This window comes from Vreelandella venusta (assembly GCF_015689495.1).
GTDB classification, from domain to species: Bacteria; Pseudomonadota; Gammaproteobacteria; order Pseudomonadales; family Halomonadaceae; genus Vreelandella; species Vreelandella venusta.
This window is the reverse complement of sequence record NZ_CP065135.1, coordinates 1,081,474-1,107,883: the sequence shown is the minus strand read 5'-3', so window position 1 is coordinate 1,107,883 and position 26,410 is coordinate 1,081,474. Positions and strand designations below refer to the sequence as shown.

The following is a 26,410-nucleotide window of genomic DNA, read 5'->3' as shown; positions in this document are numbered from 1 at the left end:
GGCTTAGCTAAGTGGCACAACCTGACCATTGGCTTTTTCCAGCACATTACGCACCTGTTCGTAATCAATGCCGTGCTCATCACCTTCGTGTGCCTCAATTAGGCTAACCACTTCTAACAGCGTTTCCATCCCAAAACTCTGTTCATCCGTGGGCGTAAAAGCTTGAACATAGGCATTTTCGTTACTCCCCCAACCCACTTTGACGGGGCTGTCGATAATGTTTACCTGCGTGCCGACTGGAATACGCCAAAATACCGATTCAATATCTTCTGGGTGCATCCGAATACAGCCCCGGCTAGCGCGCATGCCAACACCGTCGGGCTGATTAGTGCCATGAATTAAGTAGCCAGGGATATCCAGCAAAATAGCGTATTGCCCTAACGGGTTATCTTCACCTGGTGGAACAACTGCGGGCGCAGGATCACCGCGCTCAGCAGCTTCTCGGCGAATAGATTCAGGTGGATACCACGCAGGGTTCTCAAGGCGCATAGTGGTCTTAGTAATGCCCAGCGGCGTATTGAACGCATCGCGACCAATTCCAATAGGATACGTTTCGACCCGCGGTGCCTTGCCCTCTTCTACCTCTGGGTAATAGTAAAGCCTAAGCTCAGCAACATTAATCACAATACCCATACGCGGCTCGTCTGGCAGAATATATTGGCCAGGTATTGTCACCTCAGTACCTTCGCCTGGTATCCAAATACTGGTATCCGGGTTGGCCATGCGAATCTCTTCGTAACCCACATTATGCTCGCGAGCGATGTCGAGCAGGGTATCCTCTTTTTTCGCCGTGACCGTATAAACCTCGCCCACCATATTCCCCTCATCAGGAAGTAAAAAGTGGCCTTTGGGTAATTCACTCTCACTGGCAACAGCACTGGATGCAAACAACCAAGCTCCCAGAGCGACACTGCTAGCCCACAATTTTTTGACCTGTCGAAGCGTTTGATACCGTGCGGCAACTGTCATGGGGTCTCCTTTATTATATAGCCCCAAGGTGCTACCTGATGTTGAACAGGCTGCTGTGGGGGAAATTTGCGTACGAATATGAACAAGCGATCTGAGCGGGTCAATTCGACAGACTGTCGCAGTAGACTCAACGCCCAGCGTGAGCGAGGCGTTTCATTGAGAGCAATTTTAACGTTTATTAATAAATCTAACACGTCTTGGTTTGACGCTGATGTCCATTTAATTTGATCTTAACTATTCGTGCTTCATTAGCATTGCTAGACAGTGCATAGCATCTATCTTTCATAAACGCCTTTTATAAATACTTAAATCGGCTCTTACGCACCCAGAAAAATGCCACAAAAAAGCGCTGCATGTATGTGCAGCGCTTTTCGGCGTTATCTGGCGTTCGAATCACCCCTTTAAAGTTGCTTCCATGGTTATGTCCGCATTTAATACTTTGGAAACAGGGCAGTTTGCTTTAGCCGTTTCGGCGGCTTCTTGAAAGGCTGCGTCATCGGCACCGCTTACGCTGGCCACAACGTCCAAATGAATACTGGAAATATCGAAACCATCGGCACTTTGTGAAAGCGTTACACGCGCATTGGTATCAATAGCATCAGCGGTAAAACCTTTCTCGCCAAGAATCATCGAAAGCGCCATTGAGAAACAGCTTGCATGAGCAGCACCAATTAACTCTTCCGGGGTGGTGCCGGGTGCTCCTTCAAAGCGCTGTTTGAACGAATAGCTCGCATCCAATGCTCCACTTTCCGTTGCCACATTGCCTTGACCATCTTTGAGGCCACCTTCCCAACGTGCACTTGCTTTACTATCCATTGCGTTCTCCTTTCCTCTGATAGTTAGCGTCATCTCGTTTTAGGGCACACGCATCGCGCCCGCCAACCCCAATCAGCGTAGCTGATTCTAGCGCCGCTGCCGAATTTACTCGATCAACATGCCTATACTACTGCTTAGCGGTTATACACTATTCGCTTTCCAACGCTTTATCGTTAAGCTGAGCAGTACTATGGGACGCACTTCACTTATGGTCGCCGCAATGAATCTAAGGACACATCATGTCATCGACTGATGCGCTGCGTTTGGTGTTGCTCTCCTCCCTATGGGGGCTATCGTTTATTTTTATGCGTGTAGCCGCGCCGGAATTTGGCGCTATTCCGCTAGTGTTAGTCCGGATGGGAGTTGGCGCTTTGCTCTTGGTGCCGCTGCTCCTGAGCCTGCGCTATCTGCGGCTGATCTGGCAGCACAAAGGACCGTTACTACTGCTGGGTGTGATGAATCATGTGCTGCCTTTCTCATTGTTGGCGTTAGCAACAACGCGCTTAGAAGCAGGGTTTACTTCGCTGATAAACGCCACCACACCAATCTTTACAGCTCTATTAGGTGCCGCCTTTTTTGCCACTCCCATTCAACGTCAGCAGTACATTGGTCTCGCATTAGCGCTGCTGGGTGTGTATGTGCTGTCTGCTGACCGACTAGACTTCACTCTAGGCGGCGACGGCTGGTTTATTGTTGCAGTACTCGGTGCCACGTTTTGTTACGGACTTGCTGGTAACTACTCGAAAACACGCTTGAGCCATCTACCCAGCCGCGTGTTGGCGGCTGGTAGTAGCGCGATGTCAGCCCTGATATTACTGGTACCTGGTTTGCTGCTCTGGCCTAGCGAGCCGGTCAGCGTGCTCGCCTGGGGTAACGCCCTGGCGCTGGCGATGCTAAGTACCACATTAGCCTTCCTGCTTTATTTCGGCCTATTAGCGAGTGCAGGGGCCACGGCCACCTCAACTGTCACCTTTTTGGTCCCTGTCAGCGCACTGCTATGGGGATACTTGTTACTTAATGAGACGCTGAGTCTTCAAGTGGTGGCTGGCATGGTCATTACCCTAGCAGGCACCGCCATTGCTACCGGACTATTAAGGCTTAGGTCGCGCGGCGCGCTGGCACCACCTCATCCCCCACACGAATAGTGCTACCTTGCCCGGTAGTTAGCGTGGCGTTTTGGCCAAAATGCGCGCCTTTAAGATGAGGCTGAGTGTTTAAGGAAAGCAGCGTTTTTAGTGGTTCTGCCTGTTGCGGCACGGTGCCGGTTTGCTGGTCCACTGTGGTAATTTTGCAGCGCTGGCAGGGTTTGCGAAGCGTCAGCTCATAGCCACTCTGGCCAGCGAGTGTGGCCCACTGGTCTTCCGCCCAGGCGCTTTCACACTCGACCACTATATTCGGCCGAAAACGGTTCATCGGCACAGGGGATTGGCCATTGGCAACAAGCGCTTTATTCAAGGCATCCAGAGAACCGGTGGTGGTTATCAGGAAAGGATAGCCATCAGAAAAGTAGGTATGTGCTTCACCTCCCGCCAGAAAATCTTCTTCAACGGGACGCGTAAATTCGCTAGCAAAGCGCACTAAGCTAATGCCTTGTGCTTGCTCACCCAATGCCGCCACAAGCCAGTGCGATACATCCTCGCTTTCTGGCATTGCTTTGCAGTGGTCGTTCCACACTTTTACCAGACGCAAATTACCTTGGGGGTCTGCAAGGGGAATCGCGATCGGGTCTACATTCGGATGAGATAGCACCAATGCCTGATCGGTTAGTTCGACCGCAATGGTGGCAAGCTGAGGTAGCTGGCGCTGAGTAACAAAACGCTGCTGGGCATCCACCAGCATCCAGCGGCGATCCCAGGCCAACCCATGGCCATTGAGTTCACTTTGAGTAACGTCAATTCCCTTCAAGGATTTAACCGGATAGACAATGAGTTGGGTAATGTTCACGGCGGTCTTATGCTCTCTATAATGATTCTTTTAGTGATCAAGCTTTAATTAAAAGCCTATCGAGTTTGCTGGCTCGCCGCTAGCTACCCAGAAGCTAAAGTGTCTTGCCCGCCTCAATTCGATACCCCAAATCTATGATTTGGTGCTCAGGTGCTTCGCCACGAATGCGCGACAATAGCGTTTTCGCAGCGGTTTCCCCAATAGCTTGCCGAGGTGTAATGACGCTAGCAAGACGCGGACTCATCGCTTGGCCGACATCGTGGCCATGAAACCCAGCAATCGCCATCTGTTCGGGGACACTGATGCCATGGCGCAAACACTCAAAGTAAGCCCCCACTGCAACATCGTCGTTGGTGCAGAAAACACCATCGGCACTAGGATAATCTCGTTGAATTTCCTGCATAAGCGCCGCTCCGACGCTGTAGGAAGAGCGCTGACTACTCTGCAGCGTTATCGGCGTTAGGCCTTGCTCCTCCATGGCTTGGCAATAGCCTTGCTCACGCTGGCGTGTCCGCTCATCCAGACGCACAGCCAGATAAATCACCTGGCGCCTGCCACGGCGAATCATCTCGCTCACCATATCGTAAGCGGCCTGTACGTTATCGTAACCCACCGCCTGTTGCAGTGGCGGGCGATGAGTATCCATAATTTCAACAATGGGAATACCGGCAGTCTCCAACATCCGCAGGCTACGCGGCGTGTGATCGCGGTCAGACAAGATGATGCCGTCCACATTATATGAGAGCAGCGAGGCGAGGCTGCGCTCTTCAAGTTCAGGACTGTAACCGTAGTGAGACAGCATCAAGTGATAACCGGCAGGCTCGGTGTACGCTTCGATACCGACAATGACATCAGCAAATACCTGGTTGGTCAGCGATGGTACTAGCACACCGATAGAGTGACTGGTCGCCCGAGAAAGCAGGTCTGGTGCCCGGTTGGGAATATAGCCAATCTGTTCCGCAACGCTGAAAATACGTTCGCGAAGCCCTTCCGATACCGTATCAGGATCCCGCAAGCAGCGACTGACGGTCATCTTTGTCGCGTCAACGCGATCAGCAATATCTTGTAATGTTGGGCGTTTTTTCTTCAATGGCGTCACTGACTGTTCTGTTAAGTGCGTACGTCTGTTAAATGCGCAGGGGCCATACCATAGCGAATAGTATGCCCCCTCGCCTATCCCACCCTTTAGCCTAATGAACGCGTAGCGTGGGCGCTAGCGCTGCCGTGAAGCGCTCGACAATCTCGCTAGGCGAAAGCGCAATGGAGACGGTCACCGCTTCATCACTGCTTGGCGGCTCTAAATCGGCGAGCTGGCTTGCCAGCATATTATCACCTTTGAAGAAGTGCCCTGCCCGGGTTGCTAACCGTTCTCGCAGAAGCGCGTGGCTTCCTTCTAGATATAAAACATGCAGCGCAGGGTCACCTTCACGTAGGCGATCCCGATAGCGTTTTTTAAGGCCGGAACAAGCGATGACCACGGACGTATTACGCGCTTTATGGGCCGCGAACAACTCAGCAAGCGTTGCCAGCCAGTCACGACGATCGTTGTCATTGAGTGGCGTACCGCTGGCCATTTTCGCTACATTAGCCGGCGAATGATGGTCGTCACCGTCAATAAACGTTGCGCCCAACTTTGCTGCTAACTGTTGTCCGATATGCGACTTCCCTGATCCAGAAACGCCCATGACAAGAATACGATGTGATGGCTTATTCACTCGATGCTCCTATCAATTGCCGCGCACGGCGGTGAGGTCAGGCAACCAAGTAACGATGCCAGGGAACGCAACCAGCACCACCAGAACAACGATCAAGGCGGCGTAATAAGGCAGCATGGCTTTTACCAGAGACTCCATAGACACTTTGCCGACGCTGCACCCAACGTACAGGCAGGTGCCAACCGGCGGTGTTAATAGCCCAATACCTAAAATAAAGGCCATGAGAACGCCAAAATAAGCGGCATCGACGCCTACCGATGTCACGATCGGCGCAAGCATTGGTGCCATAATCACCATGGCTGGTGTTAGATCCATTACGAAGCCCACCAACAGCAGTAACCCCGCCACAATCAGCAGCAGCAAAAACGGCTCCTGGGTAATCGCCTGTACTTGGCGCACTAAGGTTTGTGGCACCATGTTAATGGTTAAAAACCAAGCAATAACGGTGGCAAAAGCCAACAACATCATCACCATGCCAGTGAGCCTTGCGGTTCGAATTAACATACCGCCTAACGCACTAAGCTTAAATTCACGGTAGACCAGCAGGGAAATAACCAACGAGTAGAGCAGCGCAGCAACGGCGGCTTCTGTGGCGGTAAACACGCCGCCAATAATCCCGCCAATCACGATCACAGGCAGTACCAGGGCTAGCCAGGCATCCTTAAACGCTTTCCACAACCGATCCCAGCGAAATTGGCGAACGCCGCCACCCTGCTTGCTCGCTAGAATAAAGGTGGTGACCATTAACGCGGCGCCAATTAACAGGCCAGGCACAATTCCTGCGATAAACAGACGACTGATCGACGTCTCAGTAACAATGCCATATAAAATAAGCGGTATAGACGGTGGAATAATAATGCCGATCACCGACGACACGGTGTTTATCGCCGTGGCATTTGCGGCGCTGTAACCTTGCTGTTTCATCGAGGGGATCATCATCGCGCCGGTCGCTGCGGTATCCGCAACTGCCGAGCCGCTGATCCCGCCAAAAAACATCGAACCGGTAATCGCTACCTGACCAAGTCCGCCGCGCATAAAGCCTACTAACGCACCAGCAAGCTCCATCAAGCGTCGTGCAATACCGCCATTGCTCATCACTTCGCCGACGAGAATAAAGAAGGGGATCGCCAACAGCGGGAAGCTATTTACGCCACGAATTGACTGCTCAATCATAATCGATAGCGGGATATCAGACAGCACCGCCATGACTAAGGCTGCTACCCCTAGGCCAAACGCAATCGGCAAACCAATCACAATAGATGCCAATAATATGGCTAGAAAAATCCACAACATGATTAACGCTCCCCTGGTAAGTCAGCCGACTGGCGATGTGGTTGACGGATAACCCCCACGCTGACCCACATACGCCAGAGCGATACCGCCGCGATAAAAATGACGCACAACACCAACGACAGGCTGACCAAGCTTAGCGGTACCCCCATAATGGCAGAGCGTCCGCTTGAGCGGCTGAGCACTTGATAACCGCCCCACATCATCACGAGCATCAGCCCACTAATAATCAGGTGTTGCAAGCAATAGAGCATGTGCGCAACACGTAACGGCAAACGCCTCACCAGCGCATCCACAGCAATATGTTCATAGCGTGCAAACGCCGCCGCGGCGCCGATAAAGACCAGCCAAATAAACAGCATGCGCGCCAGCTCATCGACCCAGGGCAGTGAATGATTGAACACAGAGCGGCCAACGACATTGCTGGAAACCGCGACAATTAGCGCCGCCAAAATAGCGCCAATCAAATACTCCATAGCGAGTGTTAACCAGCGGAACAGCGCAGGTCCTTGACGCGTCTCAGTATCAATCTCAAGCAGTTTGCGATTAGGGTCATTCAAGTAAACCGACGGATCTTCCAACGTTGCTGCTGAAGAAGTCACCGCGTTTGGGGGAGTAGAAGAGGATGTCATAAAAACTCCGAGGGGCACTGACAAATCGGGCAGGCGTGTGGGCCTGCCCGAGGGTGCGCGATACGTAGCAGATTAGTGGCTGCTGTCTTCCACGATTTGTTGGATTTCAGCAATCAGCTCCTCACCGATACGCGGCGCCCACTGTTCATAAACAGGCTGCACGGCGTCTTGGAAAGCAGCTAACTGCTCATCATTCAAGCGGGTAATTTGCATGCCGCGTTCTGTTAGCTGTTCACGCGACCAGTCGTCATACTCGGCAGAAAGTTGGATTTCGTACTCAGCCGACTGTCGGGCGGCTTCCTGCACCAGCGCTTGATACTCGGGTGCCATGCGGTTCCAGGTACGCTCGGAAAGCATCATGATAAATGGCGTATAAACGTGGCGCGTTTCGGTGCCGTAATCCTGCACTTCATTGAAGTTAGAGGTAAGGATAGTGCTCCAGGGGTTTTCCTGGCCGTCCACAACGCCTTGCTCAAGCGCCGAAAATAGCTCGCCGAAGGCCATGGGGGTTGGGTTGGCACCTAATGCTTCCCAAATTGCCAGGTGAACCGGATTTTGCATGGTGCGTACGCTCAGGCCGCGAACGTCCAGGCCAGCCACATCTTCCGGTGATTCGACGGGGCGTGCGCTGTTAGACAGCTGGCGGTAGCCATTTTCAGAGAACGTCAGCGCTTTTAAGCCTGTGCCCTCAAACGCATCCAGCATTCCCTGAGCTACGTCACTCTGCATAACAGCCACGGCGGCTTCTCGGCTCGGCAGTAGGAACGGCAAATCAAATGCTGACAGTGCCTCCACATACCCAGTCGTTGCCGAACTGGAAGGATAGGTCATATCCAAGGTGCCGGTTTGCAGCATTTCCATCATTTGGACATCGTCGCCCAACTGACTGTTGGGGAACACATTGACCGTAATACGACCATCGGTACGCTGCTCAAGAATTTCACCGAAGTACTGGCTAGAAAGAAACTGCGGCGATGTTTCGGACAGACCGATGCCCATACTCAGGGTGTGACTTCCATGATCAGCCACTACGTCGCCTTCAATCGCGGGCGGATCAGAAAGTTCAGGGCCTTGAGCATGTGCCATGCCAAAAGTCAGAGTGGTCGCGCCGACCAGAGTAAGCGTGCTGCGCCAAATCGTTGTCATGACGTTATCTCCAGAATAGTCGTTGTTGTTGATTGGCTATTTACCGAAAGGCAGTCGAATCGTATCGGGCACTAGGTTTGCAGTTTATGCTCCAACAAATTGTTACCGGTAACATTCGATAAACGAAGGCTAGCTATCGCAGCACTCGGTGTCAAAACAAAACGTCCCACTTACGACCAACGTCTAGGGATAGCTACTCCCTTCCCCGCGCGCTACATTACGCGTTATGCACCCTGTCCTGGAGTCGACATGCCAGCGCTAGACCCTTGTAGCGAATTAGAGCTAGATCACCAGCTCTGCTTTGCGCTGTATTCAACATCACTGATGATGACCAAAGTTTATAAACCTCTGCTCAAAGAGCTGGGGCTCACTTACCCGCAATACCTCGCTATGCTGGTACTGTGGCAAGAAGACGGCCTAACAGTAGGTACTCTAAGCAAGCGCTTGCTTACCGATCCAGGCTCGTTAACACCACTGCTAAAGCGACTTGAAAGTGATCAACTACTTATTCGGCAGCGTAGCCTGCAAGATGAACGTGTCGTCGAGTTATTCCTGACCGATAAAGGCCGCTCGCTTCGTGAACAGGCGCGCCACATTCCCAGCTGTGTCGTCAACGCCAGCGAAACGTCGGTTGAAGCACTCAACCAACTGAAAGAGGATTTAGTCCAACTGCGCGAAAACCTACTTAAGGTCAAGTAACCTGCTGAAGGCGGTGGCTGGATAGTAAATTTCCCCACCTATTTACTTGCGCACAAAATAAAGCTGCACTAAATTAATCTCCAAAGCACTCGTTATGATGCATAACAGCTAGGTTTATATCAGTCAGGTTTATATCAGTCAGGTTTATAACAGCCAGGTTCATAACAACCCGGTCCACAACAATCGTCCACAATAATCAGGTCTAGGAAATAATCTATGTCTATTGAAACTGTTGCTTACCGCGCACATGCTAACGCCACTGGCGGCCGCGAGGGCCATGCCAAATCTTCTGACGGTGCGCTTGATGTTAAGCTCAGCACACCCAAGGAACTAGGTGGTGCAGGCGGTGAAGGTACTAACCCCGAACAGCTATTTGCGGCAGGTTACTCTGCTTGCTTTCTAGGCGCACTTAAGCACGTCGCCAGCCAGGAAAAAATTAAACTGTCCGACGACACTCAGATTGATGGCAGTGTGGGTATTGGTGCCATTCCTACCGGCTTCGGCATTGAAGTTGAGCTGAAAATTAGCTTGCCAGGTTTGGAAAAAGACGTTGCCCAAGCACTGGTCGACAAAGCCCATATTGTGTGCCCCTACTCCAACGCTACCCGCGGAAATATCGATGTCACACTGACGCTGGTTTAATTACCTAGCGCCCAGGCCACCGCTTTGCTTGCGTGCAGGGCGGTGGTGTCATAAAGCGCTATCTGGGTGTGTTGCTGCTCAACCAACAGCGCTATCTCGGTACAGCCTAGAATGATGGCCTCGGCGCCCTGCTGGTGTAGCGACGTCATAATATCCAGATAACGCTCACGCGATGAAGCGTGGATATGGCCATGGCATAGTTCGTCGAAAATAACTTGGTGCACCTCGGCACGCTCTTGCTCATTCGGAATGACAACATCAACCCCAAAGCGCTCTTTTAAGCGCGCCTTGTAAAAGTCCTGCTCCATCGTGAAACGGGTGCCGATCAACCCAACCCGAGTCACGCCATCACTCTGACACTTTTCCCCGGTAGCATCGGCGATGTGCAAAAAAGGAATCTGAATAGCGGCTTCAATCGCAGGTGCGACGTTGTGCATGGTATTGGTGGCCAGCAACAAACACTCTGCCCCAGCCGCTTCAATACGTTTGGCTGCACTGGCGAGTAACTGGCCTGCAGTTTGCCAATCGCCCTGCTGCTGCAAGGTTTCTATTTCAGCAAAATCAACACTTATCATCACAATCTGCGCTGAGTGAAAACCGCCCAGCGCCTGATTAACCCCTTGGTTTAGCGCCTGATAATAGCTTTGTGTCGACTCCCAGCTCATACCGCCTAATACGCCAATAGTCCGCATAACATTTCTCCATGGTAAATAACTATTTATTATCAGACTAACAACCCACTATCCTTGTACCCGCGTTTTAAGGCCCCATAACGCCTTAGTAGCCGCAACATTTCGGGTGAGTCGCTGCACCGCCCTTTTTTATTGTAGGAATAGCGAGGACATCATGAGCGACAACACGACCTATACGCCACCGCGGGTTTGGAAATGGGAACCTGGTAACGGCGGAAAATTCGCTAACATCAATCGCCCCGTTGCTGGTGCGACCCACGAGAAAGTACTACCCGTGGGTAAGCATCCGCTGCAGCTTTACTCTCTTGCAACCCCTAACGGTGTCAAAGTCACTGTAATGCTTGAAGAACTGCTGGAGCAGGGTATTAAACAAGCAGAATACGATGCTCACCTGATACAAATTGGCGAAGGCGATCAGTTTGGCAGCGGCTTTGTTGAGGTAAATCCTAACTCTAAGATTCCAGCGCTAATGGATTACAGCACTACCCCGCCTCAGCGGGTCTTTGAGTCAGGTGCGATTCTGCTTTATTTAGCTGAGAAATTTGCTGCGTTCTTACCCAACGATCCGGCGCAGCGAACCGAGTGCCTATCCTGGTTATTTTGGCAAATGGGCAGTGCGCCTATGCTGGGTGGCGGTTTTGGCCACTTTTATGCTTACGCACCAGAAAAATACCAGTACCCGATTGATCGCTATACCATGGAGGTCAAACGTCAGTTGGATGTACTGGATCGCCACTTAGCAGATAATCGCTTTATGGCGGGTGATGAGTACACCATCGCGGATATGGCGATTCACCCCTGGTACGGCGCGCTGGTAAAAAACCGCGTGTACGAAGCGGCTGAGTTTTTAGACGCCCATACCTATCAGAACGTCTTACGCTGGACCGATGAGATTGATGCACGTCCTGCCGTTCAACGTGGCCGAATGGTTAACCGCACCTGGGGAGAACCTAGCGAGCAGCTCCACGAACGTCACGATGCCAGTGATTTTGATCACAAGACCGAAGATAAACGTTAAACCCAGGACAACTGTGAACCGTTAAGGCGGCCGCATTGGCTAACGATCGCTAAGGATGGCGACTTACCATGCTTCACTACCGATTTTTAGTTCATTATTCATAGCGTGTCTGACAGAGGCAGTCCATGTTTGATCCAAAATACGCCCAGCTGATATTTTCTTTCTTAATGGCACTGTTTATGTCGTGCATTATGTCGCTGGTGATTACGCTCTACAATGTCGGCTTCATTGAAGGCATTGCCTTTGTTTGGTTGAAAGCATGGCTCTTTGCTTTTGCAGTTGCTCTACCGGTAATTAACCTAGTATCGCCTATTGTACGGCGATTGGTTAAGGTGCTTATTAAGCATCCACACTGACTGTTTATACTAACCGTTCACACCAATCATCCAGACTCGGCACTGCAGGGGCACCTTCACTCACCAGCAAAGCGCTCAAAATAAAGCCTTGTGAACCCAGCTCTAGCAATCCTAGCGGAGGCAAGAACTGGCAGACACTAGGCTTTCATCTACCTAACGATTGAGCCGCTGAGCGGCAAAAGCCTTTGAAAGCAGCACTTCTTCTAGTTACTGGACGCGAGAGTTATTCAGTGCGTAATTCCAAACACGATAGAAATAAAAAATATACCCAAGCCCAAGCGTCAAAACTGAGATAATCATCCACAAAACGATATGACCAATATTGCTAAAAATATTGATATCACAGACCATTTTACGTTCTACGCCTGTTGCTGTATCCACCACTGAAGTACGATTAATCACAAAGCGTGAAAACGAGTAGGGGAAGAAAAACAGTGCAATCCCGAAAGTAATAATCGTTAGCACCACCCAAATCAACAAGTGGCCAATAATATCTAGAATAGAGAGATTCGCCTTAATATTCACGGTGCGTCCTTAAGTGTTAAGAAACAAACTGCCGCAGACTACCACCCACTTGTGTAAGCGTGAATGACAAATTGCCGCCATGGCTATAAATTTATAATTTTTAATCGTTTAGCAAAAAGCCGCTAACACCGTTCAGGTTTGAATGCGCGCGCCTTAGGAGCGCTCACCCCACCACTCTGCATACGAGCTATTGTGAGGGGCAAGACCACTTTCATCGGGGGTGCCGTCTTGCCACCATACCGGGCCGCGCTCCCCCAGCAGCTCCTTGGCAGATTGCACCGCCTCGCGTGCTTGGCGCAGCGCTAGTTCATCGTTAAGTTGTTGCGCACTGCGCACCGCTCGGCGGGCTTTCATCAGTGCCTTTATATGGGTTCGTTTTTCGTCATCGCTCAAGCGTGGGTCGGTACAGCGCCATAGCTGGTTTTTTGCTACAAAATAGCGGCCATCTGGCGTGTGTGGATACTTATTGGCCATACCGCCCCCTTCGCATGTAGTGTTACTAAAAGCGTTTCGTTAACGTAACCGCCCCGAATTTGTCCTGCTCATCTTGTCCATCAAACTCACGGGTACGCTGAACAGCAGCATATGTTATTTGCCAGTCCTCCCAGGCCATAGCAAGCCCAGCAGAGGCTTCTGCTACCCACTCTTCGCGGTCAACAGAGTGGCTATCTCTGAATGTATTACCATCAAGTGTTAGGTTCTGCGCCATGTAATAGCCTTCTACATTCGCAAACAGATACCACTGCCAGCCACGATGACCACTCATTAGATGACGACTACCCGGGTTGGGTGTCAGCGTAGGAATGCCTTCGGCATCGTCCCCCCAACGTACGCTATAGCCTGCACTGGCATAGGTATACAAGTTGCCTAGCGCTGCGCCTAAGCTGGGGCCGTGGGAGAGTTGTTTACCTGCAAACGGTAGGTCATTCCACCATTGGCGACGAACGGTTGCATTCACTAACGCCTCATCGCCCAACTGGTTTTTCCAGCCTCGGGGGCGGTCGCTATCGGTGACACGGTGTACTTCGCGCTGAATACTGTCAGCAAGGGAGGATGGCCCCACGAGTCCGATATCGAGATGTAAATCGGTCGCTTGCGTCCAGTGCCCCATTGCCACGTCTTCATAGAGCGATAGCCCACCGTAGACAAGACCTGCGTAGGGGCGATCATCGTCGATCAACGCACGGCGCTCGATATTGTTCGGCGTATAAATCTGGTGAACCAAACGATAAGACGCCCTGTCCGCTTGACCAATAAGGCTATCGGGCAGTGCTGTCGCAAGGCGCTGTAGCCAACTTGTTTCTTGCGGCGAGAAGGTCCAGTTAAGCTCGAAACCACTGGTAAAGTGGCCGTCATCGCTGCTGGCAAAACCATCATTTTCAAATTTGGCCGACAGAGAACTGTCGCTAGCCACGCCCAAGGAGGGCATTAGGCTTAACGGTAACATAAGCAGCAGCGCCTTCCTGCCTAGAGGAGAGGTATTATTCATGGCTCAATCCTTGAGTGTTGGGGAAAGCAAGAGCAACCAATTATTAACAAACATGAATGATTGTATGTAATCGCACGAATAGATAGCAAGCGTACTTTCTTGCTATCTACCCTGCTAACTCAATGCCTGTCACAACATCCTGTCGTGAAAAGCGCCGCCATTTCATATATGGCCACTAGCTAGTTTTGAACTCTCTAGCGATCCCTGAGAAGCCATTGGGGCGTTACTTCATGCTGGCCATTCTCATCGGTAATGAACAGCGAGCCATCGCTAATCATCACTGCCCAGTTAATCGAGCGTGGCAGACCCTCTGCGATAGTCGCCAGTGCCTCTTGCGGTAGCCCCGCCACATGTACATTTTTAAGCGACGCCACCGCCGGTAGCACTTTATTTTCCCACAGGTCTACTCGCCCATAAGCTAATAGAGACACCCGCTCAGCACGGCGTGAGCACCACGTCATACGCTCGGCATCGGGTAAACCTACTTCTATCCAGTGCAACACACGGCCATCCAAGCTTTTTTCCCACAAAGCTGGTTCGTCCACATCGGAAAGGCCACGGCCAAAAGCAAGCGCTTCGCTATACCACAATAGGTAGGCGATTAACCGTGCGCACATCCGATCTTCGGTTTCAGAAGGGTGTCGAGCCACGGTAAAACGCAGCGTCTCATAGACATTGCGATCAAGGTCGGTCAGGTTGACATCAACTTTGTAAGGGGTAGCACTCAACGCCATTGGAAATATCCATCTAAAATTTGCGCCAGTGTAGCGGATTTATCGCAACACAGGGGCGACAGGGGCGTCATACCGCTCGGTAATCGTTTAATAAGGCGGCGTTTTTAATCGTGTCCTGCTCATGCATGGGCTCACGCCAGGTTTCTGCCAATGCGGCTTGGTACCACTCCTCCATCGCCGGATGGGCAAGCAGATGCTGAACATAAGCCTGTGATGCTTCGCTCAGCGGCAGACTATACGTCTGCACCCGAAACGCAACGGGGGCGTAAAACGCATCAACAGCAGACAGCTGCTCACCAGCCAAAAAGGGACCTCCAAAGCGTTCAAGACCTTCCTGCCATAGCGAGTCTAGTCGTGCCAAATTGCTGTTTAAGCCTACTGAACGCTCTTTTAGCGCAACACGCACGCCACAATTCATTGAGCACTCATTGCGCAGTGCACTAAAACCACTATGCATTTCAGCACTGGCACAACGCGCCCAGGCGCGTGCCGCTTTGTCTGCGGGCCACACAGCCGGGTACGTTTCAGCCAGATACTCAACAATAGCTAATGAATCCCATGCCGCCACCTCGTTATCCGGATCTACCAAACAGGGCACCAAGCCTGAAGGTGAAAAACGCCTAAAGGTGGCGTAGCTCTCACCAATACCGCCTTCAAACGGCATGACGTGTTCATTGAAGGGAATATTCAGCGCCTTCATTAGCACCCAAGGGCGCAGCGACCAAGACGAGTAATTTTTGTTGGCAATATACAGGTCAAACATGCAGCGCTCCTTGCACAGGACATTCATCGGCAGCCGCGCTTAACGCGCCGCTTGAGCCAGGGTATTGCTTCCTAATCCCATTAATACGCCACCGCCGATGCGTTGAATCAATCGAGAGGAGCCGTGGGACTTTTGTAGCCACTCCCGCAGCGGGCTAGCCAGCAGCACCACCATGACATCTGCCGAAGAGAACAACGCATTGGTAGCGATACCCAGCCAAAGCAGCTGCCATGCCACCGGCATGGCACTGTCAGGCTGGACAAATTGAGGTAGAAAAGCCACAAAGAAGAGCGCCGTCTTAGGGTTAAGCACTTCGACCAGAAAGCTGTCACGCAGTACGCGCTTAGTGGTCGCCAGTGGAACTTCGTCGCCATGAGAGCGAATGCCCTGCTTCCAGAGACGCAGCCCCATCCAGAGCAGATACAGCCCACCGATGACCTTCATCGCTATGTAAGCTGGCGGAATAGCCGCAAACAGTAGCGCTAAGCCTAACGCGGCAGCAATTACGTGGACATAACAACCAATATGCACACCGATAACCGCTAACCAGCCTGCTCGTCGGCCTCGCCCCAGGGTTTGCGCTGCGGTGTACAACATCGCAGGCCCGGGTAGGTAAGCAAAACCAAGCGCGGCGAGGATAAACGCGGCCCATTGCATTGTGGTCACTCCAAACAAAGCTAAGATAGTAAGCCTGAGAATAAAACGGGGGTAGCGCAAGCGCCACCCCCTAAAGAAGTAAAAGTGAATAAGTGAACGCTTAGAAGTTGGGTTTTCGCTTCTCAACGAAAGCGCCCATGCCCTCTTTCTGCTCTTCGCCAGCAAAACAGAGCGCAAATAGGCTGGTTTCCAGCGCCAAAGCGCTATCAAGGTCTTGATCTAGCCCATCGTGAACGGCTTGCTTCGCGCCACGTACTGACAGCGGGCCGTTGCCTTTAAGCTGCTTGGTGAGCTCTTCTACATAACTTTCCAGCTCAGCCTGGGGCATAACACGGTTGACTAGCCCAATGCGTAACGCTTCCTGAGCATCGATTTTGCGGCCAGTGGTTACCAGATCAATCGCCATAGCAGGGCCAACACGACGCGGCAAACGCTGGGTGCCGCCAAAGCCAGGAATCACACCTAGCAGTACTTCTGGCTGGCCAAAGATAGCGTTGTCGCTAGCTACCGCCCAGTCGCAGGCCAACGCCAATTCGCAGCCGCCGCCAAGGCAAAACCCGTTCACCAGCGCGACCACCGGCACGGGCAATGTTTCTAAGCGCTTGATAGTCCGCAGCGCCTGGGTAGCGAAAGCACGCGCTTCTTCTGGCGTTTTGGCACGCATTTCGGTGATATCAGCACCGGCAACAAACGACTTTTCACCGGCACCGGTAATGATGACAGCGCGTAACCGTGGATGCGCTTCAAGCTCCACAAGCGTAGCTTCTAAGGCGCTAAGCACATCACTGTTCAGCGCATTCAATGCCTTAGGACGATTAATCGTTAGGCGTACCACACCATCGTTATCAACTTTTTCAATCACTGCATCGCTCATACAGGCTCCTTAATTGTTATTACGCATTTAAAGTGAACACCTACCAACCCTAGCGAACGCTTGGTTGGTAGGCAATCACTTCTTTTGTCGCGCTTGACTGACCTGATGGCTTTCGCGTGCTCACTCGTATATATGGAAGCCGCGACCGCTCTTGCGTCCTAGATACCCAGCATCCACCATACGCTTCAGCAACGGACAGGGGCGATATTTAGGATCGCCAAAGCCTTCCTGCAATACGTTCATAATCGCCAAACAAACATCAAGGCCAATCAAGTCCGCCAGCGCTAATGGTCCCATGGGATGGGCAGCGCCGAGCTTCATCGCTTCGTCGATGGCCTCTGGTGTTGCAGCCCCTTCTTGAACAATAAAGGCGGCTTCGTTAATCATCGGCACCAACAAGCGATTAACCGCAAAGCCTGGCGCATCACCAACCGGTACCGCCGTTTTACCCAGCGCTTTTGCCAACGCTTCGATGCGCTCAACGGTGGTATCAGAAGTCTGCTCAGCACGAATCACTTCCACTAACTTGAGCACCGGCACTGGGTTGAAAAAGTGCATACCCACTACCCGTTCGGGGCGTTCACACACAGCAGCCAGCCGCGTTAGCGAGAGTGATGAGGTATTAGAGGCAAGAATAGCATCGCTGCTTAAATGACTCAGATCACGAAACAACTTTTCTTTCAGCGCGGGTTGTTCTGGTGCGGCTTCAATAATAATGCCGCAATCACTCAACGCTTCTAGGTCAGTGGTCGTGGAAAGCCGCGCCAGCGCTTCCTGCTTAGCTGACTCGCTGATTTTCTGTTTCTCAACCAGTTTGCCAAGGCCTTTATCTATACTTTTCTGAGCACGGGTAAGCTGCTCATCAGCGACATCAAAGAGACGAACCGTAAAACCACTGGCAGCGACGACCTGAGCGATCCCCTGCCCCATGGTGCCTGCTCCCACTACACCGATTGGTTGTTCACTCATCGTTCTGTATCCCCTGAATCATTTCTGTTTCGCTTCTTCGCGCAAAACAAATTTTTGAATTTTGCCCGTTGACGTTTTTGGCAGTTCGCTAAAAATAATGGTCTTCGGTACTTTGAAGTTCGCTAAGTGCTCTCGACAATGAGCAATAATGTCGGCTTCGGTAATTTCACCATAACCGATTTTTAATTTAACAAACGCGCATGGAGTCTCGCCCCACTTTTCATCGGGCTTGGCCACAACGGCGGCTTCCTCTACCGCTGGGTGGCTATAAATGGCATCTTCTACTTCGATAGTGGAGATATTCTCACCGCCAGAAATGATAATGTCTTTAGAGCGGTCTTTAATTTCGATGTAGCCATCCGCGTGCCAAACTGCGAGATCGCCAGTGTGATACCACCCACCTGCCAAGGCTTCCTCAGTAGCTTCGGCATTCTTCAGATAGCCCTTCATTACGTTGTTGCCGCGCATCAAAATTTCACCAATGGTCTCGCCATCTTTCGCGACGGGCTCAAGGGTCAACGGGTCGGCGACGCAAAGCGCTTCAAGCATGTGGTAACGCACCCCTTGGCGCGCCTTGATTTTGGCACGGGCTTCCAACGGCAGTTCATTCCACGACTCACGCCAAGCGCACACCGTCACCGGACCATAAACCTCGGTTAACCCGTACACATGGGTCACTTCAATCCCAAGTTTCTCGACACCAGCAATCACTGATGCAGGCGGCGCGGCACCCGCCGTGGTCACTTTAACGGGATGATCAAACTCTCGCTTCTGATCAGCAGGCAGGTTGACAAGGCCGTTCAGTACAATCGGCGCCCCGCTGAAGTGCGTTACCTTTTCATCCACAATCAGGTCGTTAATCCGCTTTGGATCTACTTTGCGCAGACACACGCTAACACCGGCGTTAGCGGCAATCGTCCACGGGAAACACCAGCCGTTGCAGTGGAACATCGGCAGGGTCCAGAGGTAGACCGGATGGTGCGGCATAGCCCACTCTAAGATATTGCTGACCGCGTTTAAGTAGGCGCCACGGTGATGGTAAACCACCCCTTTAGGCTTGCCCGTGGTGCCCGAGGTGTAGTTCAGCGAGATAGCTTGCCACTCATCTTCAGGCAGTTTGTAGGCATAGTCGGCATCACCTTCGGCGAGCAATGCTTCATACTCAACCTCACCAATGCCTTGAGTTTCGCCTAAAAATTCCAGATCAAAAACATCAATAATCAGCGGCTTATCGTCTAACAAGGCAACGGCTTCGTTGATCAGCGGTGCAAATTCAGGATCAACAAGAACGGCTTTTGCTTCACCATGGGCCAGCATATAACTGATAGCTTCGGCATCCAGGCGAATATTCAAGGTATTGAGCACGCAACCAGCCAGAGGCACCCCAAAGTGGGCTTCAAACATCGCCGGAATATTAGGCAACATCGCCGCCACCGTTTGACCAGGCTGTAGGCCGCGTTTTTCAAGCGCCGATGCCAATTGGCGACAGCGGGTCCAGGTTTCTGCCCAGGTGCGGCGTGTTGTGCCATGCACTACCGCTGGGTAATCGGGATATACCGACGCCGTACGCTCAATAAACGTCAATGGAGAGAGTGGTACATGGTTAGCAACTGTGGGCGGCATGCCCTGCTCAAAAATGGATGCGTTCATAAATCACCTTTTATGTTGATCGTTTTGGTGTTGATCATCTTTATCGTTAGCGCTGATCTTGCTCTTCTACGCTTTGGATAGCCGAAGGCTCACGCCCGAACATATTTGTTTTTTGTACTAATACGTACAGCACAACCCCTGCCGCTAACCCCCATCCAGCACCGTATACCGCCAGTACGACGGCCATCGTGCCTGCAACGCCACGTTCGGCTGTGGTTTTAGTCTGCTCAATACCTACCATTAAGCAAATATAGCCAGTCAGCAGCAGTGTAAGCGAGAGCGCTATGGGCAGCACCGGCTGAAACATACTGACCAATGGCAAGGTGAACAGCGCAATAAAACCGGTAATCCAGAAAGTACCACCGCCGCTATAAATCGATTCCATCGCATGGCGGCCATTTTTATAGCGCTCTGCCATGGTGGCCGTTACAGCCGTCCAGATCGGGCCCGCTAAACCAGGATAGGGAGCAAAGAAAGCATGCATGCCGTTACGAATAGCGGTGACATGGTGGATACGGTCCGTGCTGTAGTCGATTTTTTCATCGCTACGAATATGGTCAACACGGGACATCAAGGTACGCCCGACGACAATATCACCGAATGCGATGACGTAGGCGATCACCGCGGTGGGTATGGCCAGCATAAAGACATCAGCGCCAGGAAAGCCGACCGTAAAGGGTAGATAGTTCCACACTTCGGTGAAGTTCGGCTGGGTAATTCCCCACTCAATCGTAGGACGCGGGTACTCACCAATCGCCCAAGCCACCAGGATCGCAATAATCATGCCTGGCACCATGCCGTAGTTGGCAATTTTACGAATGATCGCGTGATCTTCTACCCAGCGCTTAAAGGCCACCGAAAACAGCATAAATATGGCAATTAGCATACCCGCGATTAATGATATCGGAGTCTCTGCTAAGCGCCCGCCCTGCTGTATTTCACCAGTAATAGCCGCAATACCGGCACCGATAATAATGCCTGCCTGGAGGGAGTTAGGCACCAAGTGAACCAGCTTACGGCCCAGCCCAGTGACTCCTAAAATTAAGAAGATTAAAAAGACCAAGAATTGAAGCGCAAACAGCGCCTGAATAGCTTCTGGACCTGGCTCAAAATCCCCTAGGAAAGCTAACACCACCGGTACCGCAGGGGTAATCCAACCAGGCACCATGGGCACGCCTAACAGCGCAGGAAGCATAAAGCCGACGCCGCACACCACCACATAAGCCAAGGCCACATCATAAGGTAAACCAAGGTACTGCTCTAAAAGCGGAATCATCGCCAAGCTAACGACAAACATGATGAGTCCTTGAACCATCTCTGCCATTTCCCAGCGATAATGGACAAAGGGGAGCCGCACTTTAAACGGCCCTAAGGGCCAATATGGCTGCTCTTCGCCGTGCTGGCGGTGCTTAAGTTGCATGAAGTACTCCTTGGTTTGAGTCATTAATGTTGTTGTGAACCGGGAAAAAGAGTCAGCGCAACAATACGCATAGGCGCACTGGCGCGGTTAAGCACAACGAGACGTTTTAAAACGACCGTTTCATTGCGTCTTAACGTAAGCCGCCGACCCAACGGCCGGCGGAAATGAGTGGTTAAAGCACTTAGGCCTTACAGTGGTTTATGGCGTTAATTCGAAATCACTCAGGCACTGCATACCCGCTTCGATAACCGCGCGTTGCGCGCGGCCAGCAGGCAGCCACTGGGTGATAACAAAGTTAGCGCTGGACAGCTTGACGCGATAAAACGGCTCATCGCTGCCTTTTTGTAGCGCGTTGGTCGCGTGGAGTGCGGCGTTGCCCATTTGCCAGGCACATAGCACATGGCCCGCTAGGTTGAGCAACGGCGTTGCATAAGCCTGCACTGCATCTGGGCCAGTTTCCGGGTCACGGCCTTGTTCAAGCACAAGTTGCATGGCGGCACGCAGGTCATCGGCACCGGCCGCTAGCGCACTGCCCATCCCCGCAAGGCTAGGCTCTGAACGCATTATCTCAGCGTTTTTTTGCACTTCATCAATTAACGCAGATAACGCGGCACCACCATCACGCTGTAGCTTACGTCCCGCCAAATCGAGGGCCTGAATGCCGTTAGTGCCTTCATAGATAGGCGCGATTCGTGCATCTCTAAGTAGCTGGGCAGCGCCTGTTTCTTCCACATACCCCATGCCGCCATGCACCTGAATACCCATTGAAGCGATATCCACGGCTTGGTCGGTCGAAAAGCTTTTGACGATAGGGATCAGTACATCGGCGCATGCTTGGGCAGTTTGGCGCTCGCTGTCGCTTTCACTGTGCCGAGCAAGGTCAAGCTGGCCTGCGCAGTAAAGCGCCAGAGCACGAAGGGCATCGGTGCGGGCGCGCATTGAGAGCAGCATCCGGCGCACATCTAAGTGATCGCTGATCGTACATTCGTTACCACCACGAGATTTAGGCGCTCGCCCCTGAGTGCGATCCAGGGCGTAAGCAAACGCATGCTGGCAAGCACGCTCAGCCACCCCGATACCTTGAATACCCACTTTGTGGCGCGCTTCGTTCATCATGGTGAACATGTGGTTAAGACCGCGTCCCTCTTCACCCACCAGATATCCAATAGCGCCGTCGTTTTCGCCAAAGCTTAAGGTGCAGGTAGGCGAACCATGGATGCCCAGTTTATGCTCGATAGAGGCGCAGGTGACGTCGTTGCGCTCGCCTAACGAGCCATCTGCGTTAACCAGGAACTTCGGCACTAGGAACAGCGAAATGCCCTTGTTGCCTTCAGGCGCATCAGGTTTTCGCGCCAGCACAAGGTGAATGATATTTTCGGCGGCGTCGTGCTCGCCCCAGGTGATATAGATTTTTTGGCCGCTAATGCGGTAATGGTCGCCGTCGGGGATGGCTTTGGTACGTACTTTAGACAGGTCGGAGCCTGCCTGAGGCTCTGTTAGGTTCATGGTACCTGTCCAGGTACCTTCAACGAGCTTGGGGAGATAGGTTGTTTTTAGCGTTTCACTGCCATGATGCGCCAGAGCTTCGATTGCACCTGCCGTCAACATGGGGCAAAGACCCAAAGCCATATTGGCACCGTGAAGCATTTCTTGAACAGCGCTGGCGACCACTTCAGGTAGGTTTTGTCCGCCTAACGCTTCCGAAACACCAATGCCGTTCCAGCCGCCTTCTACATACGCTTGATAGGCCGCTGCGAAACCCTCTGAGGTGGTGACACTACCATCGGTGTGGCGCTTAGCACCTTGTCGGTCACCGACGCTATTTAGCGGCCCCCACACATCGCCGGCAAGTTTTGCTGCCTCTTCCAGCACCGCCTCGACCAAGTCGGGCGTGGCTTCTTCGAAGCCCGGCAGTGCAAGCGAGCGGTGCGCGAGTAGCTCTTCGAGTACAAAACGTAAATCGCGTACCGGCGCGGCATAATAATTCATGGCGAAACCTCAGAGAAAATCGGTGATAAATAGCAATTAGTAAAAACACTATCACGAATAGTAGTTTCACTACTTTCATCACACCATTAGCCCAAGGTCTCACCTGCTGAATTAACGCCAGTCCGCTAGCGGCGTTTTTGGCTACGTTTTTAGCTACGTTTTTAACTACGTTTCACCCACTCCCAGCACGGGTTATCGACGCGCCTCTGTTTCCACATCATCGTAATAAACGATATGGGTTTGATCTTCTGAGGGTGGGCCAACGATGGGTTCAACAGCATCCACGTCAGGCACAACATCGGAAAGGTCTTCCAGGTGCTCATGCTCGAGCGCGCCTTGCATCAGCTCCTCAGTAACCACTAGCTCGGCACCTGCTGCGGTCATCGGCGTTGTCGGCGTAAAGGGAGCCACAGGAACTGGCGCAGGCCGCACACTGCGTCGCCAGCTGAAAAAGACAACAAAAAACAGGCTCAGCGAGCCAAACGCCCAGAACAATCCCGCATCGCCCGCCGCGGTCATTACTGGAGAAATCATTAGCGGGCTGATGGTAGCCCCAATAGAGTTGATCAATAGCAGGCCCTGGCTCATGCGTACCAGCGCCCCCGCCGGAGCACGGTCGGCAGCATGGCTAACCGCCACCGGATAAAGCGCAAAAACACCGCCGCCGAGCAAAAACAGTAGCGCCGCCAGTAAGGGGGTCGACATCGGAAGCCATATCATGGCCGCGGAAATCACCACACAGAAAGCGCTGATGGCGATCAATACAATTTGCCGGTCGTGACGGTCAGACCAGCGTCCAATCGGGTACTGAAGCAGCATGGCGCCAAGAATCACGACGGCCATCATTTGCCCCACCTGGTTGACGCTCATACCAATGCGCTGCAAATACAATGGCAGCAAGGTGTAGGCGGCAGCCACCACCATGCCAGACCCTAAACTCCCCATTACCCCTGTTGGCGTCATCGTAATCAAGCGGTGCGGCGGTAGCGGCTCAGCGTGTTCCATAATAGGCGACACCCGCGGAATCATGGCCATGGGTAACACCGATAACGATGCCAATAGGCCAATCACCATAAAGGGTGCAGTCACCCCCATGGCACTGGTGACACCTAACAGCAACTGCCCAATCACACCCGCGGCATACAGCGAGATCATATACATCGCCAGCAACCGACCACGTACTTTTTGCTCGCCAGAGGTCAGCAACCAACTCTCAATCACTAAATAAACGCCCACGGTGGCCCAGCCGCCAATTAAACGCAGCACAAACCACGCCCAAGGATCAAAAAACAGCCCTTGCAACAGCACCGTGACAGCGACCAATGAGGCAAAGCTACCATAAGCACGGATGTGGCCTATGCGCAGCAACAGTCGGTCATTAAATAACGCGCCAAGCGCTAAGCCAATAAAGTAAGCCGAGGAGACAATACCTATCACCGTTGCCGACTCACCCGCAGCGTCTAGCCGCACAGAGATCAGCGTGGCAAGAAAGCCATTGCCAATCCCAAGAATAAACAGCCCTAATAAGGGCGCTAACGCCATGGCTAGCAGTTGCCGCGACATATCGCTTCATGCCTCACAGAATAAAAGCCCCCTTCAGGGCTAACACATGGCTGGAGAAAACTCCAACCGCAGAATCGGGCGGCGAATCTACACTCGTTCCGTGGGTTTCACCAGTTTTTTTCGCTCCCCATTGCCAGTGTAATCCGCAATAGTGAGAAGCGCATTTGCAACTCACCAGAAAGCAGTCGATATTGAATGCGGTGGCTGCGTCATTAGCCCCCTTGCCCTACATCAACAAATGCTAGAACAAACATTGCCATACTGACGCCTTCCAGGCTGAGACACATGCATTGTATCGACACATTTGACACGGAGAGGTCTCCTTTCTATTTGCCATGGCCAATCAGATGCCCAATACGTTCGCTCCCTTACCTGCGGTCATTCGCATGAAATATCGGCTCGCCCCTAAGCAACAAGACAAGGTGGCATATTTAGCGATCATGCTGCTAGTCCTGAGCCTGTCTGGCTGCACCTCGCTGGCCCCCCCTCACTCGGTGCCAGCAGCAACATTGCCCGATGTTTACCCAGATGAGCGCATGCCAACAACGGCTGCTGATGCTGATATTGCTTGGCGCAGCTACTTCACCGACACCAGGCTACAAGCGCTGATCGAACAGGCACTGACCACTAATTATGATTTGCGCAGTGCTTTATTGCGCGTTGAGCAAGCACGTGCAGCCTATGGTATTCAACATGCAGAGTTGCTACCCACACTTGGCGTGCAAGCTGCTGGTGAGCGTTCACGCACACCCTCTGACCTGAGTCCTAGCGGACGTACGCGGATTGGCAACCAGTTCCAGGCGGGCGTCGGCTTTAGCAGCTGGGAACTAGATTTCTGGGGGAGAATACGCAGCCTTAATGAGGCTGCCCTCGAGCAGTACCTAGCCACCGACGAGGCGCGGCGTGCTACCGAAATCAGCCTAATCGCTCAAGTTGCCGACAGCTATTTTCGTCTTCAGGAACTTGATGCGCGCTTGGACCTAGCCCGCCGCACCATCGACAGTCGGCAAGAGTCACTGCGGATATTTACTCGGCGCGTCGAAGTCGGCGCAACGTCACCACTGGAACTCACCCAAGTTGAAATGTTGCTGCAGCAGGCCAAGGCATTAGGTGCCCAGTTGGAGCAAGCCCATGCTCAGCAAGCCAACGCCTTGGCGCTATTAGTTGGTTCACCTATCGAAAAGGTAACAAGTGACGGGAATAAAGTAGCAGATGATACTCTGCCCCCTCTCGCGCCGGGGCTGCCATCGGAGCTAATGACCCGCCGCCCCGACATTCGCGCCGCCGAGCACCTACTGCGCTCGACTAACGCTAATATTGGCGCTGCGCGCGCGGCTTTCTTCCCGCGTATCGCGCTGACAGGCAGTTTGGGCACGGCGAGTGCTGACTTGAACGGTCTGCTTGGAACTGATAGCCAGGCATGGAATTTTTCCCCCACCCTGTCACTGCCCATTTTTGATAGCGGTCGCCGAAAAGCCAACCTGACGCTGGCCGAGTTACGCCACGAACAAGCCATAGTCGAGTATGAGCAAGTCATCCAGCAAGCCTTCCGTGATGTTGCCGATGCTTTGGCTGCTAACCACTGGCTAGCTGAGCAAGTAGAAACTGCCAATGACATGTTAGCAGTACAGCGCGAGCGTGCCCGCTTAGCCATGCTGCGCTATGAAAACGGTGCGGTGCCCTACCTAGAAGTTCTGGATGCACAGCGCGACTTGCTTTCCGCCGAGCAGCAGCGGCTAGCAGTTCGCCGCCAACTGCTGTCAGCCCGAGTGGCCTTATACACAGCGCTCGGCGGCGGATCAGCTACTGTGACAAGCACTTCCGCTCTCACTCCACCTCATGCTGAATGACATTAGGG

The 26,410-nt window shown here is 52.5% G+C and carries 27 protein-coding genes; 6 read left to right on the top strand and 21 right to left on the bottom strand.

Going from position 1 to position 26,410, the window contains the following annotated elements; translation table 11 throughout:
* Positions 1–3: 3 nt before the first annotated feature.
* On the bottom strand, positions 4–969 hold the full coding sequence (locus IR195_RS05225; protein WP_206048953.1) for a L,D-transpeptidase family protein: 966 nt from the start codon (positions 967–969) through the stop codon (positions 4–6).
* A gap of 393 nt (positions 970–1,362) precedes the next feature.
* Positions 1,363–1,785, bottom strand: coding sequence for an OsmC family protein (locus IR195_RS05220; protein ID WP_125746306.1), 423 nt, complete (start codon positions 1,783–1,785; stop codon positions 1,363–1,365).
* Positions 1,786–2,024: 239 nt separating this feature from the next.
* On the opposite strand from IR195_RS05220, the gene IR195_RS05215 reads away from it, so the two are divergent.
* Entirely contained in the window at positions 2,025–2,930 is a 906-nt protein-coding gene (locus IR195_RS05215) for a DMT family transporter (protein ID WP_125746304.1), read from the top strand.
* Here the strand turns inward: IR195_RS05215 and IR195_RS05210 are convergent.
* The 6 genes from IR195_RS05210 to IR195_RS05185 all read right to left on the bottom strand — a co-directional run bounded on the left by IR195_RS05210 (position 2,884) and on the right by IR195_RS05185 (position 8,512).
* On the bottom strand, positions 2,884–3,729 hold the full coding sequence (locus IR195_RS05210; RefSeq protein ID WP_206048952.1) for an MOSC domain-containing protein: 846 nt from the start codon (positions 3,727–3,729) through the stop codon (positions 2,884–2,886). The genes IR195_RS05215 and IR195_RS05210 overlap by 47 nt on opposite strands.
* 94 nt (positions 3,730–3,823) lie before the next feature.
* Positions 3,824–4,819: a gluconate operon transcriptional repressor GntR gene (gene gntR, locus IR195_RS05205; RefSeq protein WP_206049750.1), complete on the bottom strand. Its 996-nt coding sequence runs from the start codon at positions 4,817–4,819 to the stop codon at positions 3,824–3,826.
* Between the two features lie 100 nt (positions 4,820–4,919).
* Entirely contained in the window at positions 4,920–5,444 is a 525-nt protein-coding gene (locus IR195_RS05200; RefSeq protein WP_206048951.1) for a gluconokinase, read from the bottom strand.
* A gap of 12 nt (positions 5,445–5,456) precedes the next feature.
* Positions 5,457–6,737, bottom strand: coding sequence for a TRAP transporter large permease (locus tag IR195_RS05195; protein ID WP_206048950.1), 1,281 nt, complete (start codon positions 6,735–6,737; stop codon positions 5,457–5,459).
* Positions 6,738–6,739: 2 nt separating this feature from the next.
* Positions 6,740–7,366 (bottom strand): TRAP transporter small permease, encoded by a 627-nt coding sequence (locus tag IR195_RS05190; protein ID WP_206048949.1) that lies wholly within the window; start codon positions 7,364–7,366, stop codon positions 6,740–6,742.
* A gap of 72 nt (positions 7,367–7,438) precedes the next feature.
* Positions 7,439–8,512: a TRAP transporter substrate-binding protein gene (locus IR195_RS05185; RefSeq protein WP_206048948.1), complete on the bottom strand. Its 1,074-nt coding sequence runs from the start codon at positions 8,510–8,512 to the stop codon at positions 7,439–7,441.
* Between the two features lie 249 nt (positions 8,513–8,761).
* Here IR195_RS05185 and IR195_RS05180 point away from each other — a divergent pair, with 249 nt between their 5' ends.
* The gene (locus tag IR195_RS05180) at positions 8,762–9,211 is read left to right on the top strand and encodes a MarR family winged helix-turn-helix transcriptional regulator (RefSeq protein ID WP_125746290.1); all 450 of its coding nucleotides are present in this window, start codon (positions 8,762–8,764) and stop codon (positions 9,209–9,211) included.
* Between the two features lie 216 nt (positions 9,212–9,427).
* Complete coding sequence (locus IR195_RS05175) at positions 9,428–9,853, top strand: organic hydroperoxide resistance protein (protein WP_206048947.1); 426 nt, start codon at positions 9,428–9,430, stop codon at positions 9,851–9,853.
* Here the strand turns inward: IR195_RS05175 and IR195_RS05170 are convergent.
* Positions 9,850–10,545, bottom strand: a complete 696-nt coding sequence (locus tag IR195_RS05170; protein WP_206048946.1) for an aspartate/glutamate racemase family protein — start codon at positions 10,543–10,545, stop codon at positions 9,850–9,852. The two genes, IR195_RS05175 and IR195_RS05170, sit on opposite strands and share 4 nt — an antisense overlap.
* Positions 10,546–10,699: 154 nt before the next feature.
* Here IR195_RS05170 and yghU point away from each other — a divergent pair, with 154 nt between their 5' ends.
* Together yghU and IR195_RS05160 are read left to right on the top strand one after the other, a co-directional pair.
* The gene (yghU, locus tag IR195_RS05165; RefSeq protein WP_172420222.1) at positions 10,700–11,563 is read left to right on the top strand and encodes a glutathione-dependent disulfide-bond oxidoreductase; all 864 of its coding nucleotides are present in this window, start codon (positions 10,700–10,702) and stop codon (positions 11,561–11,563) included.
* Between the two features lie 125 nt (positions 11,564–11,688).
* Positions 11,689–11,919 (top strand): DUF2798 domain-containing protein, encoded by a 231-nt coding sequence (locus IR195_RS05160; RefSeq protein WP_038482296.1) that lies wholly within the window; start codon positions 11,689–11,691, stop codon positions 11,917–11,919.
* A gap of 207 nt (positions 11,920–12,126) precedes the next feature.
* Here the strand turns inward: IR195_RS05160 and IR195_RS05155 are convergent, their stop codons facing one another.
* The 12 genes from IR195_RS05155 to IR195_RS05100 all read right to left on the bottom strand — a co-directional run bounded on the left by IR195_RS05155 (position 12,127) and on the right by IR195_RS05100 (position 24,552).
* On the bottom strand, positions 12,127–12,444 hold the full coding sequence (locus IR195_RS05155; protein ID WP_125746282.1) for a DUF6693 family protein: 318 nt from the start codon (positions 12,442–12,444) through the stop codon (positions 12,127–12,129).
* A 153-nt stretch (positions 12,445–12,597) separates the two neighbouring features.
* Entirely contained in the window at positions 12,598–12,918 is a 321-nt protein-coding gene (locus IR195_RS05150) for a hypothetical protein (RefSeq protein ID WP_125746280.1), read from the bottom strand.
* A 25-nt stretch (positions 12,919–12,943) separates the two neighbouring features.
* Positions 12,944–13,933, bottom strand: coding sequence for a lipid A deacylase LpxR family protein (locus IR195_RS05145; protein WP_206048945.1), 990 nt, complete (start codon positions 13,931–13,933; stop codon positions 12,944–12,946).
* A gap of 194 nt (positions 13,934–14,127) precedes the next feature.
* Entirely contained in the window at positions 14,128–14,667 is a 540-nt protein-coding gene (locus IR195_RS05140) for a YaeQ family protein (RefSeq protein WP_125746276.1), read from the bottom strand.
* Positions 14,668–14,734: 67 nt separating this feature from the next.
* Entirely contained in the window at positions 14,735–15,430 is a 696-nt protein-coding gene (locus IR195_RS05135) for a glutathione S-transferase family protein (protein ID WP_125746274.1), read from the bottom strand.
* A gap of 39 nt (positions 15,431–15,469) precedes the next feature.
* Positions 15,470–16,087: a LysE family translocator gene (locus IR195_RS05130; RefSeq protein WP_125746272.1), complete on the bottom strand. Its 618-nt coding sequence runs from the start codon at positions 16,085–16,087 to the stop codon at positions 15,470–15,472.
* Positions 16,088–16,187: 100 nt separating this feature from the next.
* Positions 16,188–16,961: an enoyl-CoA hydratase/isomerase family protein gene (locus tag IR195_RS05125; protein WP_125746270.1), complete on the bottom strand. Its 774-nt coding sequence runs from the start codon at positions 16,959–16,961 to the stop codon at positions 16,188–16,190.
* A gap of 120 nt (positions 16,962–17,081) precedes the next feature.
* Entirely contained in the window at positions 17,082–17,930 is an 849-nt protein-coding gene (locus tag IR195_RS05120) for a 3-hydroxybutyryl-CoA dehydrogenase (protein WP_146942668.1), read from the bottom strand.
* An 18-nt stretch (positions 17,931–17,948) separates the two neighbouring features.
* Positions 17,949–19,580 (bottom strand): acyl-CoA synthetase, encoded by a 1,632-nt coding sequence (locus IR195_RS05115; protein WP_125746266.1) that lies wholly within the window; start codon positions 19,578–19,580, stop codon positions 17,949–17,951.
* Positions 19,581–19,626: 46 nt separating this feature from the next.
* A complete protein-coding gene (locus IR195_RS05110; RefSeq protein WP_206048944.1) occupies positions 19,627–21,000 on the bottom strand; it encodes a solute carrier family 23 protein in 1,374 nt (457 codons plus the stop codon).
* Positions 21,001–21,198: 198 nt separating this feature from the next.
* Positions 21,199–22,989, bottom strand: a complete 1,791-nt coding sequence (locus IR195_RS05105; RefSeq protein WP_206048943.1) for an acyl-CoA dehydrogenase — start codon at positions 22,987–22,989, stop codon at positions 21,199–21,201.
* A gap of 192 nt (positions 22,990–23,181) precedes the next feature.
* Positions 23,182–24,552, bottom strand: a complete 1,371-nt coding sequence (locus IR195_RS05100) for an MFS transporter (RefSeq protein WP_206048942.1) — start codon at positions 24,550–24,552, stop codon at positions 23,182–23,184.
* A gap of 347 nt (positions 24,553–24,899) precedes the next feature.
* On the opposite strand from IR195_RS05100, the gene IR195_RS05095 reads away from it, so the two are divergent.
* The gene (locus IR195_RS05095) at positions 24,900–26,402 is read left to right on the top strand and encodes an efflux transporter outer membrane subunit (RefSeq protein ID WP_206048941.1); all 1,503 of its coding nucleotides are present in this window, start codon (positions 24,900–24,902) and stop codon (positions 26,400–26,402) included.
* Positions 26,403–26,410: the final 8 nt, after the last annotated feature.

Excerpts from the sequence above, each read along its gene's own strand:
- IR195_RS05225 (WP_206048953.1), bottom strand. The coding sequence starts at position 969 with ATGACAGTTGCCGCACGGTATCAAACGCTTCGACAGGTCAAAAAATTG.
- IR195_RS05220 (WP_125746306.1), bottom strand. The coding sequence starts at position 1,785 with ATGGATAGTAAAGCAAGTGCACGTTGGGAAGGTGGCCTCAAAGATGGT.
- IR195_RS05215 (WP_125746304.1), top strand. The coding sequence starts at position 2,025 with ATGTCATCGACTGATGCGCTGCGTTTGGTGTTGCTCTCCTCCCTATGG.
- IR195_RS05195 (WP_206048950.1), bottom strand. The coding sequence starts at position 6,737 with ATGTTGTGGATTTTTCTAGCCATATTATTGGCATCTATTGTGATTGGT.
- IR195_RS05190 (WP_206048949.1), bottom strand. The coding sequence starts at position 7,366 with ATGACATCCTCTTCTACTCCCCCAAACGCGGTGACTTCTTCAGCAGCA.
- IR195_RS05185 (WP_206048948.1), bottom strand. The coding sequence starts at position 8,512 with ATGACAACGATTTGGCGCAGCACGCTTACTCTGGTCGGCGCGACCACT.
- IR195_RS05180 (WP_125746290.1), top strand. The coding sequence starts at position 8,762 with ATGCCAGCGCTAGACCCTTGTAGCGAATTAGAGCTAGATCACCAGCTC.
- IR195_RS05175 (WP_206048947.1), top strand. The coding sequence starts at position 9,428 with ATGTCTATTGAAACTGTTGCTTACCGCGCACATGCTAACGCCACTGGC.
- IR195_RS05170 (WP_206048946.1), bottom strand. The coding sequence starts at position 10,545 with ATGCGGACTATTGGCGTATTAGGCGGTATGAGCTGGGAGTCGACACAA.
- yghU (WP_172420222.1), top strand. The coding sequence starts at position 10,700 with ATGAGCGACAACACGACCTATACGCCACCGCGGGTTTGGAAATGGGAA.
- IR195_RS05160 (WP_038482296.1), top strand. The coding sequence starts at position 11,689 with ATGTTTGATCCAAAATACGCCCAGCTGATATTTTCTTTCTTAATGGCA.
- IR195_RS05150 (WP_125746280.1), bottom strand. The coding sequence starts at position 12,918 with ATGGCCAATAAGTATCCACACACGCCAGATGGCCGCTATTTTGTAGCA.
- IR195_RS05145 (WP_206048945.1), bottom strand. The coding sequence starts at position 13,933 with ATGAATAATACCTCTCCTCTAGGCAGGAAGGCGCTGCTGCTTATGTTA.
- IR195_RS05140 (WP_125746276.1), bottom strand. The coding sequence starts at position 14,667 with ATGGCGTTGAGTGCTACCCCTTACAAAGTTGATGTCAACCTGACCGAC.
- IR195_RS05135 (WP_125746274.1), bottom strand. The coding sequence starts at position 15,430 with ATGTTTGACCTGTATATTGCCAACAAAAATTACTCGTCTTGGTCGCTG.
- IR195_RS05130 (WP_125746272.1), bottom strand. The coding sequence starts at position 16,087 with ATGCAATGGGCCGCGTTTATCCTCGCCGCGCTTGGTTTTGCTTACCTA.
- IR195_RS05125 (WP_125746270.1), bottom strand. The coding sequence starts at position 16,961 with ATGAGCGATGCAGTGATTGAAAAAGTTGATAACGATGGTGTGGTACGC.
- IR195_RS05120 (WP_146942668.1), bottom strand. The coding sequence starts at position 17,930 with ATGAGTGAACAACCAATCGGTGTAGTGGGAGCAGGCACCATGGGGCAG.
- IR195_RS05115 (WP_125746266.1), bottom strand. The coding sequence starts at position 19,580 with ATGAACGCATCCATTTTTGAGCAGGGCATGCCGCCCACAGTTGCTAAC.
- IR195_RS05110 (WP_206048944.1), bottom strand. The coding sequence starts at position 21,000 with ATGCAACTTAAGCACCGCCAGCACGGCGAAGAGCAGCCATATTGGCCC.
- IR195_RS05105 (WP_206048943.1), bottom strand. The coding sequence starts at position 22,989 with ATGAATTATTATGCCGCGCCGGTACGCGATTTACGTTTTGTACTCGAA.
- IR195_RS05100 (WP_206048942.1), bottom strand. The coding sequence starts at position 24,552 with ATGTCGCGGCAACTGCTAGCCATGGCGTTAGCGCCCTTATTAGGGCTG.
- IR195_RS05095 (WP_206048941.1), top strand. The coding sequence starts at position 24,900 with ATGCCCAATACGTTCGCTCCCTTACCTGCGGTCATTCGCATGAAATAT.